A 17,580-nucleotide genomic window follows, 5' to 3' on the forward strand; every position below is an offset into this window, starting at 1 on the left:
CAAGCTTCGTTTGAGAAAAGAGGGAATCGATGAGCACCCCGGAGAATTCCGCGCACGGCCAGTCGATCGATGCACAGTCGCTAAGGCACGCCAGTGGCCCTTATTTTGGCGCCTACGGTGGACGATGGATGCCCGAGTCCCTCATGGCGGCGATGGACGAGCTGAATGAGACCTTCGAAGCGGCCAAGAAGGACCCCGAGTTCGTCGCCCAGATCAAGGACCTGAACAAGAACTATTCGGGACGCCCCTCGCTGCTCACCGAGGCCAAGCGCTTCTCGCAGCAGTACTGCGGCGGGGTGCGGATCTTCCTCAAGCGCGAAGACTTGAACCACACCGGCAGCCACAAGATCAACAACGTGCTCGGCCAGGCATTGCTGGCCAAGCGCATGGGCAAGACCCGCATCATCGCTGAAACCGGTGCCGGCCAGCACGGTGTGGCCTCGGCCACCGCCGCGGCCCTGATGGGCCTGGAATGCGTGGTCTACATGGGCGCCGAGGATACCCGCCGGCAGGCGCTGAACGTGGCCCGGATGCGGCTGCTCGGCGCCACCGTCATCCCGGTGACCGTCGGCTCCCAGACGCTGAAGGACGCCATCAACGAAGCCCTGCGCGACTGGGTGGCGAATGTGGAGAACACCCACTACCTGCTGGGTACCGCCGCTGGCGGCGCTCCTTTCCCGGCCATGGTGCGCTACTTCCACGAGGTGATCGGCGACGAGGCACGCGAGCAGATCCTGGCCCAGGCCGGGCGCCTGCCCGATGCGGTCACCGCCTGCATCGGCGGCGGATCGAACGCGATCGGCATCTTCCACGGTTTCCTCGATGACCCAGAGGTCGAGATCTACGGCTTCGAAGCCGGCGGCGACGGCGTGGACACCGACCGCCACGCCGCCACCATCACCCTGGGCCGCCCGGGCGTGCTGCACGGCGCGAAGTCCTACCTGATGCAGGACGACGACGGCCAGACCATCGAGTCGCACTCCATTTCCGCGGGGCTTGACTATCCGGGCGTCGGCCCGGAGCACGCCTACTTGGCCGACATCGGCCGTGTCAGCTACGAACCGGTCACCGACACCGAGGCCATGGATGCGTTCAAGGCGCTATGCCGCACCGAGGGCATCCTGCCGGCGATCGAGTCCGCGCACGCCCTGGCCGGCACCATCCGGCTGGCCCAGCGCAAGGTCGCCGAGGGAGTCGTGCCGCAGGAGACCATCATCATCGCGAACCTCTCGGGCCGCGGGGACAAGGACGTGGGCACCGCAGCCGCCTGGTTCAACATGATCGACGAAAAAGATGCCGAAGCCGAAATCAACGCGGCCAACTCGCAGAACTCCGAGGAGAAGTAGATGACCCGCGTGACTAGTGCTGAAAAAATCGCTGCCGCCCGTGCCGAGGGCCGCCCCGCATTGATCGGCTACCTGCCAGCTGGTTTCCCGGACGTCCCGACGAGTATTGAAGCCGCCGTGGCGCTGGCCGAAAATGGCGTGGACATCATCGAAATCGGCATCCCCTATTCCGACCCGGTCATGGATGGTCTGGTCATCCAGGAAGCCACGGTGCAGTCGCTGTCCAACGGCTTCAAGGTGCCGCAGATTTTTGATATCGTGCGCGGCATCACCGAACGTACCGATGCGGCCGTGATGGTCATGACCTACTGGAATCCGGTGCTCCGCCTGGGCGTGGACGAGTTCTCCCGCCGTTTCGCCGAAGCTGGCGGCGCCGGCCTGATCACCCCGGATCTGGTCCCGGATGAAGCCGAGGAGTGGATCGAGGCGAGCACCAAGCACGATCTGGAGCGCGTCTTCCTGATCGCCCCATCCTCCACCGAAGAGCGCGTGCAGCGCACCGTGGATGCCTCCAGCGGATTCATCTACTGCGTATCGCTGATGGGCGTCACCGGCGCGCGCAGCGAAGTCTCCTCGGCCGCCGAAGCCGTGGTAGCCGCCGCGCACGCCGCCGGCGCAGCCAACGCCTGCGTTGGCCTTGGCGTCTCGCGCCGCGAGCACGTGGAAGAAATCGGTGCCTACGCTGACGGCGTGATTGTCGGTACCGCCCTGGTGGCCGCCTTGCGCGACGGGGGAGTGCCAGCCGTTGGCCGCCTCGCGGCAGAACTGAGCGGACGAGCCTGATGGGCATCAGCACCCAGCTGGCCCTGGCCCTGCCAGCCTCCATTCCCTCCCCGCCATCGGAGCTGTCCAAATTCAGCATCGGGCCGCTGACCATCCATGCCTACGCACTATGCATCCTGGCCGGCATCCTGCTGGCGCTATGGCTGACCAATAAGCGGATGCAGGCCCGCGGCGGCAATTCCGACATGCTCTGGGACATCGCGATCTGGGCGATCCCCTTTGGCATTATCGGCGGCCGGCTCTACCACGTGCTGATCACCGACCCGATGTACTACTTCGGGCTGGCCGGGCAGCAGGCGCACTGGGCCGAGATACCCCAGCTGTGGCTGGGCGGGCTGGGAATCATGGGTGCGGTATCCCTCGGTGCCCTGGGTGCCTGGATCGGCTGCCGCAAGACGGGCATCCGGCTCTCGGCATTTGCCGACGCGGCTGTGCCGGGGCTGCTGCTGGCCCAGGCCATCGGACGCTGGGGCAACTGGTTCAACCAGGAGCTCTTCGGCGCACCGACCACCCTGCCCTGGGGATTGGAAATCGACCCCAACAGCTACAATTTCCCAACTGGCCTGCCTGCCGACACGCTCTTCCACCCGACCTTCCTTTACGAGTCGCTGTGGAACGTGCTCGGCGCGCTGGTGCTGATCGGGCTGGACCGCAAGTTCAAGCTGCGCCGCGGAGCGATGTTCTGCTGCTACATGATCTGGTACGGCATCGGCCGCACCTTCACCGAGTCCCTGCGCCTGGACCCGGCGGAAATCATCACCATCGGGCCGCTGGGCCTTAGGGTGCACCAGTGGCTGGCCATCGCCCTGGTGATCGCCGGAGCCATCGCCTTGTTCCTGGTCCTGAAGCGAACCCGCAGCCAGGATGCCGATCCGTTCTTCCTGCCAGGGCGCAAGCCGGAAGCGGCGGCCGAGGGCGCAAACCCGGCCGGAACCGACGCATCGGCCGAAGCCGCAGGCGAAGGGCCGCAGGAAAAAAATATCGAATAGCGAAGGTGCCAGGTTTTCGACCCTGGCTCCGGACAAGTGCTGATCGGCCGACAAGTATGCCAACTTGTCGGCCGCAGCTGTCTTACCACCCTCGCCAGCGGCCCGATGCCGCTTACATGACGCGCGACCGGCCAAGTATGGCGAAACCTGTCGAAAAAATCGGAAATAATTTCTCGCGGCCCACGATAAGTCTCCGCAACATTCCTGAAACATGAAAAAGCCTCAGAAACAGGTAGACAAAACCGTTTTTCAGGGTTTTGACCTCACGGGGCCATGCTGAAGCAGCAGTGCGCGGACCCTGTTTTTAACATTTCTGAAACACAAACAGTCGCACTGGAGAAACAAAAATTGCGTAACGTGTGATGTTGGCATCGCGATGGGCCCTCAACCCCTGGAGCGGACCTGCGATGCAGTACCACAACGAGGTGGGAAATGTTCGTCCCCGAAACCTCGATACGCAGGCACACCCCGCTTGGCACTGTCGATACGTTTCAAGTCGATGAGACATTCAGGCGGCCGGTCGCCCTTGCAAGAAATATACTCTTTGCCTAAGGGGTCGGCGCGCCTATCCTGCATGAACCACAGAAAGGCACGCTCATGAGCATGACCGGAGTCCAAATGAACGCCTCGCCAGGCTCTGGCGAGGACGTTGCCTCGCCATACACCCGCTTCGCGGCGCTGCCCGGCGCGCAGGGGCTGTATGACCCAGCGGCTGAAAAGGACGCCTGCGGTCTGGCAATGATTGCGTCCCTGAAAAACGAATCCAGCCACGATATCGTCGTGCACGCGCTGACCGCTTTGCGCCGCCTGGAACACCGCGGCGCCATCGGCGCTGACGAAGGCACCGGTGACGGTGCAGGCATCCTGCTGCACATGCCCGACGCGTTCTTGCGCAGCGCCACGAGTTTCCCGCTCCCCCAGGCCGGATCGTACGCCGTGGGCATGGGCTTTTTGCCAGCGGAAACCAAGGAGCGCGAATACGCGCAGTCCGAACTTGAAAGCCTCGCCGCCGAAGAGAACCTGTCGGTACTGGGCTGGCGCGAAGTGCCGGTCGATGCCTCGGTCCTGGGTGCTTCGGCTCGCAAGGTCATGCCCTACATCACCCAGTTCTTTGTCGCCTCGCCTGCCGGAGCACCGGCCTTGAGCAGCCGCGAACTCGATGCAGCGGCCTGGCGCATCCGCCGCCGCGCGCACAACAAGATGGGCGTCTACTTCGCCTCCTTCTCCGCGCAGTCCATCGTCTACAAGGGCATGGTCTCCACCGCGCAGCTCGAGCCGTTCTACCCGGACCTGTCCGAGGCGAGCTTCACCAGCCGCTGCGCGATCGTGCACTCGCGCTTCTCCACCAACACCTTCCCTTCGTGGCCGCTGGCCCAGCCGTTCCGCACCATCGCGCACAACGGCGAGATCAACACGGTCAAGGGCAACCGCAACTGGATGCGCGCCCGCCAGTCCACCCTGGACTCCACGCTGCTGGGCGAAGTGCCTGAAGAGCTGTTCCCGATCTGCACCCCGGGTGCCTCGGACTCGGCCAGCTTCGATGAAGTGGCCGAAATGCTCATGCTCTCGGGCCGCAACGTGACCGAAGCGATCATGATGATGATCCCTCAGCCGTGGGAAAACGACACCCAGATGGATGAGGACCTGCGCGCCTTCTACCAGTACCACTCGATGCTGATCGAGCCATGGGATGGCCCGGCAGCAGTGTGCTTCACCGACGGCCAGATGGCCGGCGCCGTGCTGGACCGCAATGGCCTGCGCCCGGCCCGCTGGTGGGTCACCGATGACGATCTGGTCGTGCTGGCCAGCGAGGTCGGCGTGATCGACGTGGCAGAAGAGCACATTGTCTCCAAGGGCCGTGTCGCCCCGGGCAAGATGTTCGCCGTCGACCTGAATGCCGGCCGCATCGTTGAAGATTCCGAAATCAAGGCCGAGGTTGCCGCGGCCAAGCCATGGCGCGAATGGGTCTCGCACAATATGAAGACCCTGGCCGACTTCCCGGACCTGGAGCACGTGCGTCACAACTCGGCTTCCGTGCTGCTGCGCCAGCTGACCTTCGGTTACACCACCGAAGAACTGCGGGTGCTGCTCGCCCCGATGGCCACCGCCGGCGCTGAGCCGCTGGCCGCCATGGGCACCGATACCCCGATCGCCGCCCTGGCCGACCGCCAGCGCCTGCTCTTCGACTACTTCACCCAGTCCTTTGCGCAGGTCACCAACCCGCCGCTGGATGCCATCCGCGAAGAGCTGGTCACCTCGATGCGCACCACCATCGGGCCCGACGGCAACCTGCTGAGCCTGGATAAGGTTCCGCAGACCCAGATCGCCTTGGACTACCCGGTGTTGACCAATGACCAGCTGGCCAAGATCGTGAACCTGCGCGACGAATCCGGATCCAAGCTCTCGCTGAAGGTCCGCGGGCTCTACCGCCCGGCCGGCGGCGAATCGGAACTGCGCGCCCGCCTGCAGGAAATCTGCGAGAAGGTCTCCGCTGCGGTGAACCGCGGCGTGCGCTACATCGTGCTCTCCGACCGCGATTCCTCCGCGGCCTGGGCTCCGATCCCGTCCTTGCTGCTGACTTCGGCGGTCCACCACCACCTGCTCAAGAGCTCGAACCGCACCCGCGCCTCGCTGATCATCGAATCCGGCGACGCCCGCGAAGTGCACCACATTGCGGTGCTGATCGGCTACGGCGCTGCCGCGATCAACCCGTACCTGGCGCTGGAATCGGTGGAGCAGATGGCTGAAGAGGGCGAACTGCCAGGCGTTGACGGTCCGACCGCCAACTCGAACCTGATCAAGGCCCTGGGCAAGGGCGTGCTGAAGATCATGTCCAAAATGGGCATTTCCACGGTCTCCAGCTACTGCGGCGCGCAGACCTTCGAAGCCGTGGGCCTGTCCCAGCGCGTGGTCGACCAGTACTTCACCGGCACCACTACCAAGCTCTCGGGCATCGAACTCGATGTGGTGGCCGCCGAGGCCGCTGCCCGCCATACCCGCGCCTACCCGGAAATCGACGGTGCGTCCCAGGCCAACGAGCTTGAGGTCGGAGGCGAATACCAGTGGCGCCGCGAGGGCCCGCCGCACCTGTTCGACCCGCAGACCGTCTTCCGCCTGCAGCACTCCACCCGAACCCGCCGCTACGACGTGTTCAAGGAGTACACCAAGGCAGTGGACGACCAGGCCGCGCAGCTCAAGACCCTGCGCGGGCTGCTGAAGCTGAAGACCGAGGGCATCACCCCGATCGACATCGACGAGGTGGAGCCGGTCTCCGAAATCGTGAAGCGCTTCGCCACCGGTGCGATGAGCTACGGCTCGATCTCCGCCGAAGCCCACGAAACCCTTGCCATCGCCATGAACCGCTTGGGCGGCAAGTCCAACACCGGCGAAGGCGGCGAGGACCCTGAGCGCCTGCTTGACCCCGAGCGGCGCAGCGCGGTCAAGCAGATCGCCTCGGGCCGTTTCGGCGTGACCAGCTTGTACCTGACCAACGCGGATGACATCCAGATCAAGATGGCCCAGGGCGCCAAGCCGGGCGAGGGCGGCCAGCTGATGAGCCAGAAGCTCTACCCCTGGATCGCCAAAACCCGCCACTCCACCCCGGGTGTCGGGCTAATCTCCCCGCCACCGCACCACGACATCTACTCGATCGAGGACCTGGCCCAGCTGATCCACGATGCCAAGTGCTCCAACCCTTCGGCGCGCGTGCACGTGAAGCTGGTCTCCGAGTCCGGCATCGGCACCGTGGCCGCCGGCGTGGCCAAGGCCAAGGCCGACGTGGTGCTGATTTCCGGGCATGACGGTGGCACCGGCGCTTCGCCGATGAACTCGCTGAAGCATGCGGGCACCCCATGGGAACTCGGCCTGGCCGAAGCCCAGCAGACGCTGATCCTCAACGGCTTGCGCGATCGCGTAACCGTACAGGTCGACGGCCAGCTCAAGACCGGCCGCGACGTGCTGATCGGTGCCCTGCTGGGTGCCGAGGAGTTCGGTTTCGCCACCGCGCCGCTGGTGGTTTCGGGCTGCATCATGATGCGCGTCTGCCACCTGGACACCTGCCCGGTGGGCGTGGCGACACAGAACCCTGTGCTGCGCGAGCGCTTCAACGGCAAGGCCGAATTCGTGGTGAACTTCTTCGAGTTCATCGCCCAGGAAGTCCGCGAACTGCTCGCTTCCCTGGGTGCGCGCACCCTGGACGAAGTGATCGGCCGCGTGGAATTGCTGGAAACCGACGCCGAGCAGCTGGGCGCGCACCGCAAGGTCACCGGCCTGGCGCTGGAGGCAATCACCCACCAGCCTGCCGTTGAACTTGCTGCCCGCCGTCGCCGCATTGGCCAGGACCACGGGTTGGACAACCACCTGGACCAGCGCCTGCTGGCTGCCGCGACCCCGGCTTTGTCCGATCGCATTCCGGTGACCATCGAGTCGCCGATCGTGAACACCGACCGTTCGGTGGGCACGCTGCTGGGCCACTATGTCACCAAGACCTTCGGGCTGGAGACCCTGGACGATGACACCATCACGGTGAACCTTGCCGGGCGTGCCGGCCAGTCGCTCGGTGCCTTCCTGCCCGCCGGTGTCACCCTGTCCCTGGACGGCGACGCCAATGACTACGTGGGCAAGGGCCTGTCCGGCGGCAAGATCGTCATCCACCCGCCAGCGAGCACCACTTCCGCACCGGAAGAACAGGTGATCGCCGGCAACGTGGTGGGCTACGGCGCCACCAGCGGCTCGATGTTCATCAACGGCATGGTCGGCGAACGCTTCGCTGTCCGTAACTCCGGGGCGAGCATCGTCACCGAGGGCATTGGCGAACACGGTTGCGAGTACATGACCGGCGGCGAGGTGCTGATCCTGGGGGAGACCGGCCGCAACTTCGGCGCGGGCTTCTCCGGCGGTGTCGCCTGGGTCGTCGATTTCGACGAAGCCAAGCTCAACCCGCTGGCAGCCAGCCAGGGCGACCTGCTGATCACCCCGATCACCGACCAGGAGGCCGAGCGCATCCACGAGCTGCTCACCGAGCACATCGCCCAGACCGCATCGCCATTGGCACAGCGCCTGGTGCTGAATTGGGAAGAAACCCGCAACCGCATCACCAGCATCACCCCGCGCGACTTCGCAGCCGTGCAGCAGGTGCGCAGCGATGCCGAAGCCAACGGGCAGAACCCTGATTCGCCACAGGTATGGAACAAGATTTTGGAGGTGACCCGTGGCTGATCCACGCGGATTCCTGAAGGTGACCGAGCGAGTCACCCAACCTAAGCGCCCCGTACCGGTGCGCCTGATGGACTACAAGGAAGTTGTCGAACGGCAGAAGGACGGCACCCTGCAGCAGCAGGCGTCGCGCTGCATGGACTGCGGCATTCCTTTCTGCCACCAGGGCTGCCCGCTGGGCAACCTGATTCCGGAGTTCAACGACCTGACCTACAAGGGCCGCTTGGATGATGCGGCAGCCCGGCTGCTGTCCACCAACAACTTCCCGGAACTGACCGGCAAGCTCTGCCCTGCACCATGCGAGTCCTCCTGCGTGCTCGGGATCAACCAGCCTGCGGTGACCATCAAGCAGGTGGAGGCCGAACTGGCCGAGCACCTGATGGATGCCGGGGACTTTGTCCCACAGCCGCCAGCGCGCCACACCGAGCACCGTGTGGCCATCGTGGGTTCCGGCCCTGCCGGACTGGCCGCCGCCCAGCAGCTGACCCGTGCCGGGCACACCGTGGCCGTGTACGAACGCGATGAGGCCATCGGCGGGCTGCTGCGCTTCGGCATTCCGGACTTCAAGCTGGAAAAGCAGATCATCGATCGCCGCCTGGACCAGATGCGCGAGGAGGGCACGATCTTCCGCACCGGCATCGAAATCGGCAAGGACATCACCTGGAAGCAGCTGCAGCGCGACTACGACGCGGTGATAGTTGCCACCGGTGCCACCGTGCCACGCGAGCTTCCGGTACCCGGCCACAAGCTTGATGGCGTGCACCATGCCATGGAATTCCTCACCGATAACAACCGCGTTGTTGCCGGTACCAGCAGCGAGCGCAAAATCGATGCCAAGGGCAAGCACGTGATCATCCTCGGCGGCGGCGACACCGGCTCGGACTGCATCGGCACCGCTTTGCGCCAGGGCGCGGCCAGTGTTACGACGCTGGCCATCGGCAAGCAGCCGGGCACCGAACGCAGCGAAAACCAGCCGTGGCCAATGATGCCAGTGCTCTTCGAGGTGCAGTCCTCGCACGAAGAAGGCGGCGAACGCAGCTACCTTGCGTCGACTGTGAACTTCGTCGCCGGCGAGGGAACTGAGCAGAACAAGGTGATCGGTGTTACAGTTGCAGAGACAGAATTTGTTGCTGGCAAGCGCCTCCCGAAGCCTGGAACCGAACGCGTCATCACTGCGGATTTGGTTTTGCTTGCCCTCGGGTTCACCGGGCCTGAAGTTTCAGGGCTGGACGAACAGGTCAGTATCGAATTCGACAACCGGGGCAACGTCGCCCGAGATGGCTACTACAAGACGAACACCGAATCGGTCTTCGTCGCCGGAGACGCCGGTCGGGGACAGTCGCTGATCGTGTGGGCTATCGCCGAAGGCCGCGCTTGCGCAGCTTCGGTCGATCAGTTCCTCATGGGCTCGACCACCCTTCCTGCACCGGTAGCTCCAACCGATAGGGCCATCAGCATCATTTGAGTGTCATAGGCTTGAATGCGGCGCATCCGATTTCCGGGTGGGCCGCATTTTGCCTATGTGAACATGAAAGGCATTTGGCTGACGGAATGAGACGCGCAAAGATTGTGGCAACCTGGGGTCCAGCCCTGGCGAGCTATGAAAACACTGTAGCGGTACTAAAAGCAGGCGTGGATGTAGCACGCTTGAACATGAGCCATGGAGACCACTCCATGCACGCGCAATCGCTGGCGAATGTGCGCAACGCGGCATCGGAGATCGGCCGTGCGGTCGGCATCTTCGCCGACCTGCAAGGCCCGAAGATCCGTTTGGGCCGCTTCAAGGACAACGCGAAGTACATCCTCGAAGCTGGCGAGGAATTCACCATCACCATTGACGATGTGGAAGGCACCCGAAACCTGTGCTCGACCACCTTTAAGGGTCTTCCGCACGATGTGAAGCCAGGGGACTTCCTGCTGGTCAACGACGGCAAGGTCAAGCTCAAGGCTATTGCGGTTGACGCGACCTCGGTGCGCTCCGAGGTCATCGTCGGCGGCGAAGTGTCCAATAACAAGGGCATCAACCTGCCAGGCGTCGCAGTGAACGTACCTGCATTGAGCGAAAAGGACGAGGACGACCTGCGATGGGCACTGCGTGCCGGCGTCGACATGGTCGCGCTGTCCTTCGTGCGCAACGCCGAAGACATTTCGCGCGTGCACGAAATCATGGACGAAGAAGGCCGCCGCGTACCGGTGATCGCCAAGATCGAGAAGCCGCAGGCCGTAGCAGCGCTGGAAGAGATCATCAACGCGTTCGACGCCATCATGGTGGCCCGTGGCGACCTCGGCGTGGAATTGCCGCTGGAAGAAGTTCCCGTGGTGCAGAAGCGCGCTGTTGAGCTCGCGCGCCGTTGGGCCAAGCCGGTCATCGTTGCCACCCAGGTGCTCGAATCGATGATCGAGTCGCCAACTCCGACCCGCGCCGAAGCTTCGGACTGCGCCAACGCAGTGCTCGATGGCGCGGACGCAGTGATGCTGTCGGGGGAGACCTCGGTGGGTGCCTACCCGGTCGAAACCGTGGAAACCATGTCCCGCATCATCTCTTCTACCGAAGAGCACGGCCTGGATCGCATCCCGCGCCTGGGCTCCAAGCCCAAGACCCGCGGCGGCGCCATCACCCGTGCTGCTGTAGAGATCTCGGATCAGCTCGATGCGAAGTACATTGTGGCCTTCACCCAGTCCGGCGACTCGGCACGCCGTCTCTCGCGTTTGCGCCCGAAGAAGCCTGTGCTGGCGTTCACCCCGCTGCAGCAGACCTACAACATCATGACCCTGATGTGGGGCATCCAGGCCCGCCTGGTGGCTTACGCGGACCATACCGATAAGATGACCGCCCAGGTGGACGAGGCGCTGCTCTCTGAGGGCTTGGCTGAGATCAACGATCTGGTCTGCATTGCTGCCGGTTCCCCTCCAGGCCAGGCAGGATCCACCAACTCGCTTCGCGTGCACAAGATCGGCGATCTGGCAGACGCAGGCCAGCTGGTTGACGGCAAGCCAATGCCGGCCCGAGAGAAGGTCGGCCCTTGGGCAGCGGAGAATGTTTCGACTCCTGAGTCCCTGTAGCAGCGGCTTTTTACGCTGAGACCTTAAAAGTTCCGCTGCCCGACGCCACATGGCTTCGGGCAGCGGAACTTTTTTGCTTGGCTGGGACAAAAATCCACTGATGTGGATTCGGTCACAGCGGCATTGATTTTGGGCACAAAAAAACCGTTGAACCAGAGAAAATCTCCAGTCCAACGGCTGCTTCGCTGTGCCCAAGGTGGGACTCGAACCCGCTTGACCTGCTCTTTTAGCAGTCATCTTTTATTTTTTTCGTGTGGTTCCGTGGGGAACCGTTGGGAAGTGTAGCGTTCAATTTCCCAATTTGTTGACCGCGTCAACATGCTTTTGGGGCATGCCTTCGTGGCTCAAACGTGTTTGTTCATGATCTTGCTGAGGCGTGCCCGGACGCGTTCGCGGTCGGTCCTTGGGCCGCGCTCCTCTGGCCAAGCTTCTAGCCAGTCAGAGAGCAGCTTGATGGCCTTATCCGGCTGCTTGAGGCGCAGGTAGATCGTGGCGGCTTTCATCGGCCAGTAGGGCTGTGGCTCGCGCTTGTCGTATTGGGCCAGCCGGTGAGTGATCGGGATGATTTCTTCATAGAGCTCCAGGAGCTTGTCCCATTGCTTATCTTCTTCCCACTCGATCATTTGCTGGAAGTGGTCGTTGATGTCTTTTCCGCGGACCTGTCGCGCTTCCCAGATGTACTCGCCGTTGATCTGGTTGATCAACTCGTCGACGTCGTCATGGCTTGATCCGGAGATGTCAGCCATGGCTAGCTCGCCAGTTTGTTGGCGGTAATGAACTCCCTCACGATGCTTACGACGAGGGCCTTCTGGCTGTCTGTTAGCTTCTCGGCGCCATTGGGCAGTGCAATTGCCTGGCGGGTGATTCCTTCTTGAAGGAACCCTAAGGAGACGGAGCAGGCGTCGACAATGTCCTGTTCTGTGACTGATAGGCCCTTGGCGAGACCCCTGATGCTGTTCATGGCGGGGTAGCTCTCTATTCCCTCCTTGACCATTGCTGAAAGCCGGCCGGTGCTGGGGATTCCGTCGCAGTCGTCTGAGAGCTCTTTGTACGTTCGTCTGCCGCGCAGTTCCGTGATGAGCTGCTCAATAGGCTTTGCCATAGCTTGTTACTCCAATGAGGATGATGGTGCGGGTTGGGTCCTATCAGGGTTTGATTCTTTCAATACCAATAGTGAACCGTCTAGCGACACGCCCTATTTTTCTTGCTGAACAGGATGTGTCACATGGCCAAAAGCAATAGTAGTTAGTCATTAAATTCTTGTTCGAGTAACGAGATATTCTTGTCGAAGAGTTGCGATGTTGCCGTTGATTCTCATAGAATTTCTGGTAGCAATGCGTGGACTTGGGCCACTGAACTCGAAGGTCAAATGAATGAAACTACGTAATCCGCAGGTGCTGCGTGAGCTGACCAAAACGGGAACCGATAGGCACATCACCATTTCCCAGCTGGCGCGGAAATCCGAGGTCTCCGAGGGGATGATCTACCACTTGCTCAACCGGCGGCACGAAGTCACGGTGCCCGTTGCGCAAAGGATCGCCAGCGCGGCAGGTGTCAGGTATGAGGTTCTCTTCCTGTGTGATCCCATGAATTCGAAGGTGGGCATGAGCGAATGAGCGTCCTGGATCTGTATTCCCCAGAGGAGGCTTCGGGGCTGATGCGCAATCAGGTTTCACCCCACACGCTCAGACGTCTGGCTAGGGAGAACAAGATAGATTGCGTTCGCGGTGAGCGTTCCAAGATTCTTTTCACGGAGGCGCACTTGGAAGGGCTGATTGAAACCTGGACGCAGCGTGCAGAGTCGCCGCAGGTTAAAGCCCCTGGGCTCGAATTAGCGTTCCAAGGTACGTCCAGATCGCGCAAGGCGAGGGGCGCCTAGATAAGCGAAAAGCGGCAAGAGGTCACCCGAACAAGGTTTGCTTGCCGCTTTTCTGCGCATCCAGTAACCAGCTGTATTGCGCGGTGCGCCACGCGGCGGGAAGACGGAGATCAACCCTCGCGATAGGCGCGGGCAGGTTGGAGAACCATCCCCACCTGCCCTTCAAGATTATCAGTGCCGTGAACCGGTTTTTGGTGAGTGGCGTAAACAGTGGGGTTACTCCATTTATTGACTCTTGGCAGAAATTAATGATTTCTTGCCAAACGGGAATTGTCTGTGTAGAGTTCTTGTTGCGGGCAACAAGATAACCAACCGCAAACCCGAACAAGGACCAAGGGCTTCACCAGCCCGAACCGCCCAACCAGCGGTACCCAAGAATGGAGAACCACATGTCGCATCTGCGGCTTAAGGCCAAGTACACCCAAAATCAGATTCACGCTCGGCGTGAACGGGTCAGGCACTTCCTCATCGGCGCACTGATCCTCGCCGCCTTCATCGCCACCGGACTCATCGAGGGTGGTGCTCTGTAATGACTTCACAGGTACACACGCCACAGGAAACCGCTGAACGTGCCAACTATGCCTGCCCAGGGGCAAACCTGATACTGCGAGCTGATGCAGACGAAAGCGAATGGCTGGAAGTCCGCAAGCAAGGGATAGGCGGTTCGGATGTTTCTTCCATCGTCGGCCTGAATCGGTGGGGCAGTGCCTACGAAACCTGGTCCGTCAAGCGCGGCTATTCCGACGGGCCTGCCTACAACCACGCAATGCGCATGGGGCACCTACTGGAACCAGTAATCCGCACCCTGTTCGTAGAAGACACAGGCATCAAGGTGCGCCAAGCCGGTCTGATGCGTTCCAAGGAACACCCCTTCATGCAGTGCACCGTCGATGGGCTCACCCCAGACGGCGGAATTTTCGAAGCCAAATCCTCCACCGGCTGGTTGCGCGAGGAGTGGGAGGACGGCCAGGTGCCGGACCACGCGGAACTGCAGGTCATGCACAACCTTGCCGTTACAGGGCGATCCCACGGCTGGATATCGGGCCTCCTGGACGGCCGCGAGTTCTTCACCCGGCGCATTGAACGCAACGAGGAGCTGATCGCGGAACTGATCGAAATCGAGCGCCGGTTCTGGGAACAGAACGTGCTCGCCGACGTCGCGCCACAGGTCACGCACATCACCCTTCCTCATCTGAAGGACACCTTCGCCCAGGCGGCGGATACCGTAACCCTGCAGCCCCGCGAACTGGTGGTGGAACTGCGCGAGCGGCTGGCCAAGGCCAAGGCTGACATTAAGAACTCAGAGAAGGAAAAAGAACAGGTGGAAGCCGAGTTCCGTCTCCTGTTCGGCGAGCACAGTGCGATCAAGGATGAATCGGACGGTGCAACGACCTTGGCCACACTCAATCAGAACGGCAACTTCGCGCCTAAGAAGTTCCAGGAATCCGAGCCGGAACTGTTTGAGCAGCTGCAGGTCGAAGCGCTGGTCTTGGACATGGACCGCCTGAAGGCCGAACATTCGGAAACCTACAACAAGTATCGAGCCCGGGTGCTTCGCACCCCGGCCATCAAGGAAGGAAAGTAACCATGGGCAGCAACCTCGCACAACGGGTCAAGCAGCAGAATCAGCAGGTCCAGGAGCGCCAGCCGGAGGGCAACACGCTGGAGCAGCAAGTTCGATCCATGGAAGCCCAGTTCAAGCTGGCCATGCCACGTGGCGCCGACGCAGCGCAGCTGGTGCGGGACACCATCACCGTCCTGCGCCAGAACCCCAAGCTGATGCAGTGCGAACCGACCAGCTTCCTCGGCGCGATCATGCAGTGCGCCCAGCTAGGCTTGCGTCCAGGGATCGGGGCCCTGCAGCAGGCGCACATCCTTCCGTTTTGGAATAGCCGCGAACGTCGCTTCGACGCACAGTTCATCATCGGCTACCAAGGCATGTTGGACCTCGCTAACCGCAGCGGCGAAATCGACTATGTGACCGCGCAGCTGGTCTGCCGCAACGACGAGTTCATTCCAGACCCCATGACGGGTAAGCACAAGCACACTTACCCGGCGTCAGGGCCCCGGGGTGACGTGATTGGCTACTACTGCGTGTTCTTCCGCAAGGATTCCGACCGCGGCCAGATGATGTACATGTCCAAGGAGGATATGGAGAATCATCGTGACCTGCACGCCAAAGCGCGCAACAAGCAGAAGGAGATTTTCGGCCCGTGGGTGGATAACTTTGACGCGATGGCGCTGAAGACGACTATCCGTCTGAACTTCAAGTACATGCCGAAGTCCACTCAGATCGAAAACGCCCTGGTCGCCGATGAGTCAGTCCGCTACGACCTCACCCCGCAGAGCGACCTGGTACAGGTGTCCGAGCAGCCGAATTTCTCGGAACCTCCAACACAGATCAACGGTCAATTGGCGGAAGAGCCGCCGGCGAACGTGAACACTGACACCGGAGAAGTGACCGGGGATCCGTGGAAGGACAATGCGCCATCGCCGGAGGAGCAAGAAGCGATCTTCGCGGCCGAGCGCGAGGGCAGGTAGCTGGTCGTGGACATCGATGCGTTGTTGAACGAAGCCGAGGACAAGCTGCGCTTGGCCGGCGACATGGTGCGGAACCGGCAGGATCCGGCGGTGATCACCGCGCTGTCTACCTATGCCGGAGCTTGTGCCACGTTGGCCGGGGCGAGGATCAATGGCCCCGAGGTGTCACAAGCTTCTGCGGAGCGAATCGTCCAGGAAACACTCGACGGAGAAGCTCTGCCGCGCGAGTAGCCTCCAAAGCAAAAGTGGAGTGCGTGGCGGGGAAATCACCCGAAACCCGCCACGCACTCCACTTGTATATTTCGGCTTCAAACTCCAAGGGGAACCACCCGGCTTGGAGCACCGATCAGCAACAGACTTTCATATTCAGCCAGGCAGGAGTGGGACAACCGGCTCGAACGAGCACCCGCACGCCTGCTCATACCCCTAATGGAGAACCAACTTTGAGAAACATCGATCCTTCAGGAAAGAACCCCACCATCGACTTCGCCGGAGTAAAGATACCCGTCGTTTACGACGAAGGCCGTCCACGCATCCTCATGCGCAACGTCATCGAGGACCTGGGCATGAACGCCTCCGGCCAGTTGAAGAACCTCAAAGAACGTCGCGAGTGGGCTGACCTCAAACCATTGAAGGCGCACGCAAAAGGCGACCAGTACCGGACGATGATGACCGCCTCGCCGGCGACTTTGGTCTTGTGGCTCAACGAAATTCGATTCGTCGGCCCCGACCACGAAGACAAGCTCCGCCAGTACAAGCGGACTATCCAGAACTCGCTCGTCAACTTCTCAATCATCGCATTCCCACGCAGCCGATAACCAGCGGCTTCAGATCCAGAAAGGTCACCCGAACAATGACTATCCAAGGCCTTCCTCAAACGCCGGAACAGGCAGAGTCCGAAGCTCGTGCGCTGCTGCCTGTCATCGAGACAAGCACGAACGGGCTGGTTGTCAGCTCGGAGCAAATCGCGCGAGGCGCGGACGTGGAACACCGAGCAGTGTTGCAGATGATCACCAAGCATCAGCTCAAGATCGAGCGCTTCGGAACTCTCGCATTTGAAATGCGGAAGTCGGGCGGACAGCCAACCCGCATTGCCTTGCTCAATGAGCAGCAAGCGACGTTACTCATGTCATTCATGCGGAACACCGATCAGGTCATCGATTTCAAAGTGAATATGGTCGATGCGTTCTTTGCTATGGCTGAGCAACTGAAAACGCAGCAGTTTGACCCGGCCAATCTCTCGCGAATCGATATTCTTCAGTTGGCCATGGCGGCCGAGCAGGAGAACCAGGCGCTGCGTGCGCAAGCTGAACTTGACGCGCCTAAGGTGGGCTACTTCGACTCGATGGTCGCTGACAACGACTTCCACTTGCTGCGCAGTGTTGCGAGCAATCTGGCGGTCGGTGAACGCGACCTGCGGCTTGCTTTGAAGTATGCAGGCTGGATCTACTCGGATTCCTACCGCCGGCGCACCAGCAAGGGCGAAATTGTCACCGAATACCAATGGTCCGAGTACGCGGACAAGAAACCGTACTTCCATCGGGTCATGAATCACGATGCTCCACTGTTCAAAGGCAATGTCCCTTACACATTGAAGGTGACCACGGCGGGTGCCGCCGCGATTACCCGTCTGGTAGCTCGCCTCAACGCCAAGTACGGATCGTTGAAGGAAGCGTTGCCGGCCCTCGAAATTGAGTACAAGCAGCGTAAGACGAAGAACACCGAGCAGAACGCCGCGGAATCATCGGGGCTTTGGTAGCCGCGA

At 61.7% G+C, this 17,580-nt stretch carries 15 protein-coding genes; 13 read left to right on the forward strand and 2 right to left on the reverse strand.

From position 1 onward, the window contains the following. The first annotated feature begins 29 nt into the window (after window positions 1-29). From trpB to pyk, 6 genes are all read left to right on the forward strand, one after another. The gene (gene trpB, locus ACT7DV_RS13405) at window positions 30-1,346 is read left to right on the forward strand and encodes a tryptophan synthase subunit beta (protein WP_171919220.1); all 1,317 of its coding nucleotides are present in this window, start codon (window positions 30-32) and stop codon (window positions 1,344-1,346) included. Beyond that, window positions 1,347-2,129, forward strand: coding sequence for a tryptophan synthase subunit alpha (trpA, locus tag ACT7DV_RS13410; RefSeq protein ID WP_444663237.1), 783 nt, complete (start codon window positions 1,347-1,349; stop codon window positions 2,127-2,129). After that, a complete protein-coding gene (gene lgt, locus ACT7DV_RS13415) occupies window positions 2,129-3,118 on the forward strand; it encodes a prolipoprotein diacylglyceryl transferase (protein ID WP_444663239.1) in 990 nt (329 codons plus the stop codon). Before trpA ends, lgt begins: the two co-directional genes overlap by 1 nt. Before the next feature lie 597 nt (window positions 3,119-3,715). Next, window positions 3,716-8,335, forward strand: coding sequence for a glutamate synthase large subunit (gene gltB, locus ACT7DV_RS13420; RefSeq protein ID WP_444663241.1), 4,620 nt, complete (start codon window positions 3,716-3,718; stop codon window positions 8,333-8,335). Next, on the forward strand, window positions 8,328-9,797 hold the full coding sequence (locus tag ACT7DV_RS13425; RefSeq protein ID WP_444663242.1) for a glutamate synthase subunit beta: 1,470 nt from the start codon (window positions 8,328-8,330) through the stop codon (window positions 9,795-9,797). The genes gltB and ACT7DV_RS13425 overlap by 8 nt, the downstream gene beginning before the upstream one ends. An 86-nt stretch (window positions 9,798-9,883) precedes the next feature. Continuing rightward, window positions 9,884-11,395, forward strand: coding sequence for a pyruvate kinase (pyk, locus tag ACT7DV_RS13430; RefSeq protein ID WP_444663244.1), 1,512 nt, complete (start codon window positions 9,884-9,886; stop codon window positions 11,393-11,395). 344 nt (window positions 11,396-11,739) lie between these two features. Here the strand turns inward: pyk and ACT7DV_RS13435 are convergent, their stop codons facing one another. Both ACT7DV_RS13435 and ACT7DV_RS13440 read right to left on the reverse strand, forming a co-directional pair. Further along, window positions 11,740-12,141, reverse strand: a complete 402-nt coding sequence (locus ACT7DV_RS13435; protein WP_444663246.1) for a hypothetical protein — start codon at window positions 12,139-12,141, stop codon at window positions 11,740-11,742. Window positions 12,142-12,143: 2 nt separating this feature from the next. Further along, entirely contained in the window at window positions 12,144-12,497 is a 354-nt protein-coding gene (locus tag ACT7DV_RS13440) for a hypothetical protein (RefSeq protein WP_444663247.1), read from the reverse strand. Between the two features lie 271 nt (window positions 12,498-12,768). Here ACT7DV_RS13440 and ACT7DV_RS13445 point away from each other — a divergent pair, with 271 nt between their 5' ends. The 7 genes from ACT7DV_RS13445 (at window position 12,769) to ACT7DV_RS13475 (ending at window position 17,574) form a co-directional block, all read left to right on the forward strand. Further along, window positions 12,769-13,011: a helix-turn-helix domain-containing protein gene (locus ACT7DV_RS13445; RefSeq protein WP_444663249.1), complete on the forward strand. Its 243-nt coding sequence runs from the start codon at window positions 12,769-12,771 to the stop codon at window positions 13,009-13,011. A gap of 652 nt (window positions 13,012-13,663) precedes the next feature. After that, window positions 13,664-13,804, forward strand: coding sequence for a hypothetical protein (locus ACT7DV_RS13450; RefSeq protein WP_444663251.1), 141 nt, complete (start codon window positions 13,664-13,666; stop codon window positions 13,802-13,804). Continuing rightward, complete coding sequence (locus ACT7DV_RS13455; protein ID WP_444663252.1) at window positions 13,804-14,859, forward strand: YqaJ viral recombinase family nuclease; 1,056 nt, start codon at window positions 13,804-13,806, stop codon at window positions 14,857-14,859. The genes ACT7DV_RS13450 and ACT7DV_RS13455 overlap by 1 nt, the downstream gene beginning before the upstream one ends. 2 nt (window positions 14,860-14,861) lie before the next feature. Further along, on the forward strand, window positions 14,862-15,815 hold the full coding sequence (locus ACT7DV_RS13460) for a recombinase RecT (protein WP_444663254.1): 954 nt from the start codon (window positions 14,862-14,864) through the stop codon (window positions 15,813-15,815). A 6-nt stretch (window positions 15,816-15,821) separates the two neighbouring features. Then, window positions 15,822-16,046 carry a hypothetical protein gene (locus tag ACT7DV_RS13465; protein ID WP_444663255.1) on the forward strand — a complete coding sequence of 75 codons (225 nt, stop codon included), beginning with the start codon at window positions 15,822-15,824 and terminating at the stop codon, window positions 16,044-16,046. A 212-nt stretch (window positions 16,047-16,258) separates the two neighbouring features. Beyond that, window positions 16,259-16,633, forward strand: a complete 375-nt coding sequence (locus ACT7DV_RS13470) for a phage antirepressor N-terminal domain-containing protein (RefSeq protein ID WP_444663257.1) — start codon at window positions 16,259-16,261, stop codon at window positions 16,631-16,633. A 35-nt stretch (window positions 16,634-16,668) separates the two neighbouring features. Continuing rightward, entirely contained in the window at window positions 16,669-17,574 is a 906-nt protein-coding gene (locus tag ACT7DV_RS13475) for a Rha family transcriptional regulator (RefSeq protein ID WP_444663259.1), read from the forward strand. Window positions 17,575-17,580: the final 6 nt, after the last annotated feature.

It is taken from the genome of Glutamicibacter sp. TV12E (genome assembly GCF_052441935.1).
Taxonomy (GTDB): Bacteria; Actinomycetota; Actinomycetes; order Actinomycetales; family Micrococcaceae; genus Glutamicibacter.

Bases quoted from the DNA above. Each gene is read 5' to 3' on its own strand.
- ACT7DV_RS13435 (WP_444663246.1), bottom strand. From the start codon at position 12,141: ATGGCTGACATCTCCGGATCAAGCCATGACGACGTCGACGAGTTGATC.
- ACT7DV_RS13475 (WP_444663259.1), top strand. From the start codon at position 16,669: ATGACTATCCAAGGCCTTCCTCAAACGCCGGAACAGGCAGAGTCCGAA.
- ACT7DV_RS13440 (WP_444663247.1), bottom strand. From the start codon at position 12,497: ATGGCAAAGCCTATTGAGCAGCTCATCACGGAACTGCGCGGCAGACGA.
- trpA (WP_444663237.1), top strand. From the start codon at position 1,347: ATGACCCGCGTGACTAGTGCTGAAAAAATCGCTGCCGCCCGTGCCGAG.
- gltB (WP_444663241.1), top strand. From the start codon at position 3,716: ATGAGCATGACCGGAGTCCAAATGAACGCCTCGCCAGGCTCTGGCGAG.
- ACT7DV_RS13450 (WP_444663251.1), top strand. From the start codon at position 13,664: ATGTCGCATCTGCGGCTTAAGGCCAAGTACACCCAAAATCAGATTCAC.
- lgt (WP_444663239.1), top strand. From the start codon at position 2,129: ATGGGCATCAGCACCCAGCTGGCCCTGGCCCTGCCAGCCTCCATTCCC.
- trpB (WP_171919220.1), top strand. From the start codon at position 30: ATGAGCACCCCGGAGAATTCCGCGCACGGCCAGTCGATCGATGCACAG.
- ACT7DV_RS13460 (WP_444663254.1), top strand. From the start codon at position 14,862: ATGGGCAGCAACCTCGCACAACGGGTCAAGCAGCAGAATCAGCAGGTC.
- pyk (WP_444663244.1), top strand. From the start codon at position 9,884: ATGAGACGCGCAAAGATTGTGGCAACCTGGGGTCCAGCCCTGGCGAGC.
- ACT7DV_RS13455 (WP_444663252.1), top strand. From the start codon at position 13,804: ATGACTTCACAGGTACACACGCCACAGGAAACCGCTGAACGTGCCAAC.
- ACT7DV_RS13445 (WP_444663249.1), top strand. From the start codon at position 12,769: ATGAAACTACGTAATCCGCAGGTGCTGCGTGAGCTGACCAAAACGGGA.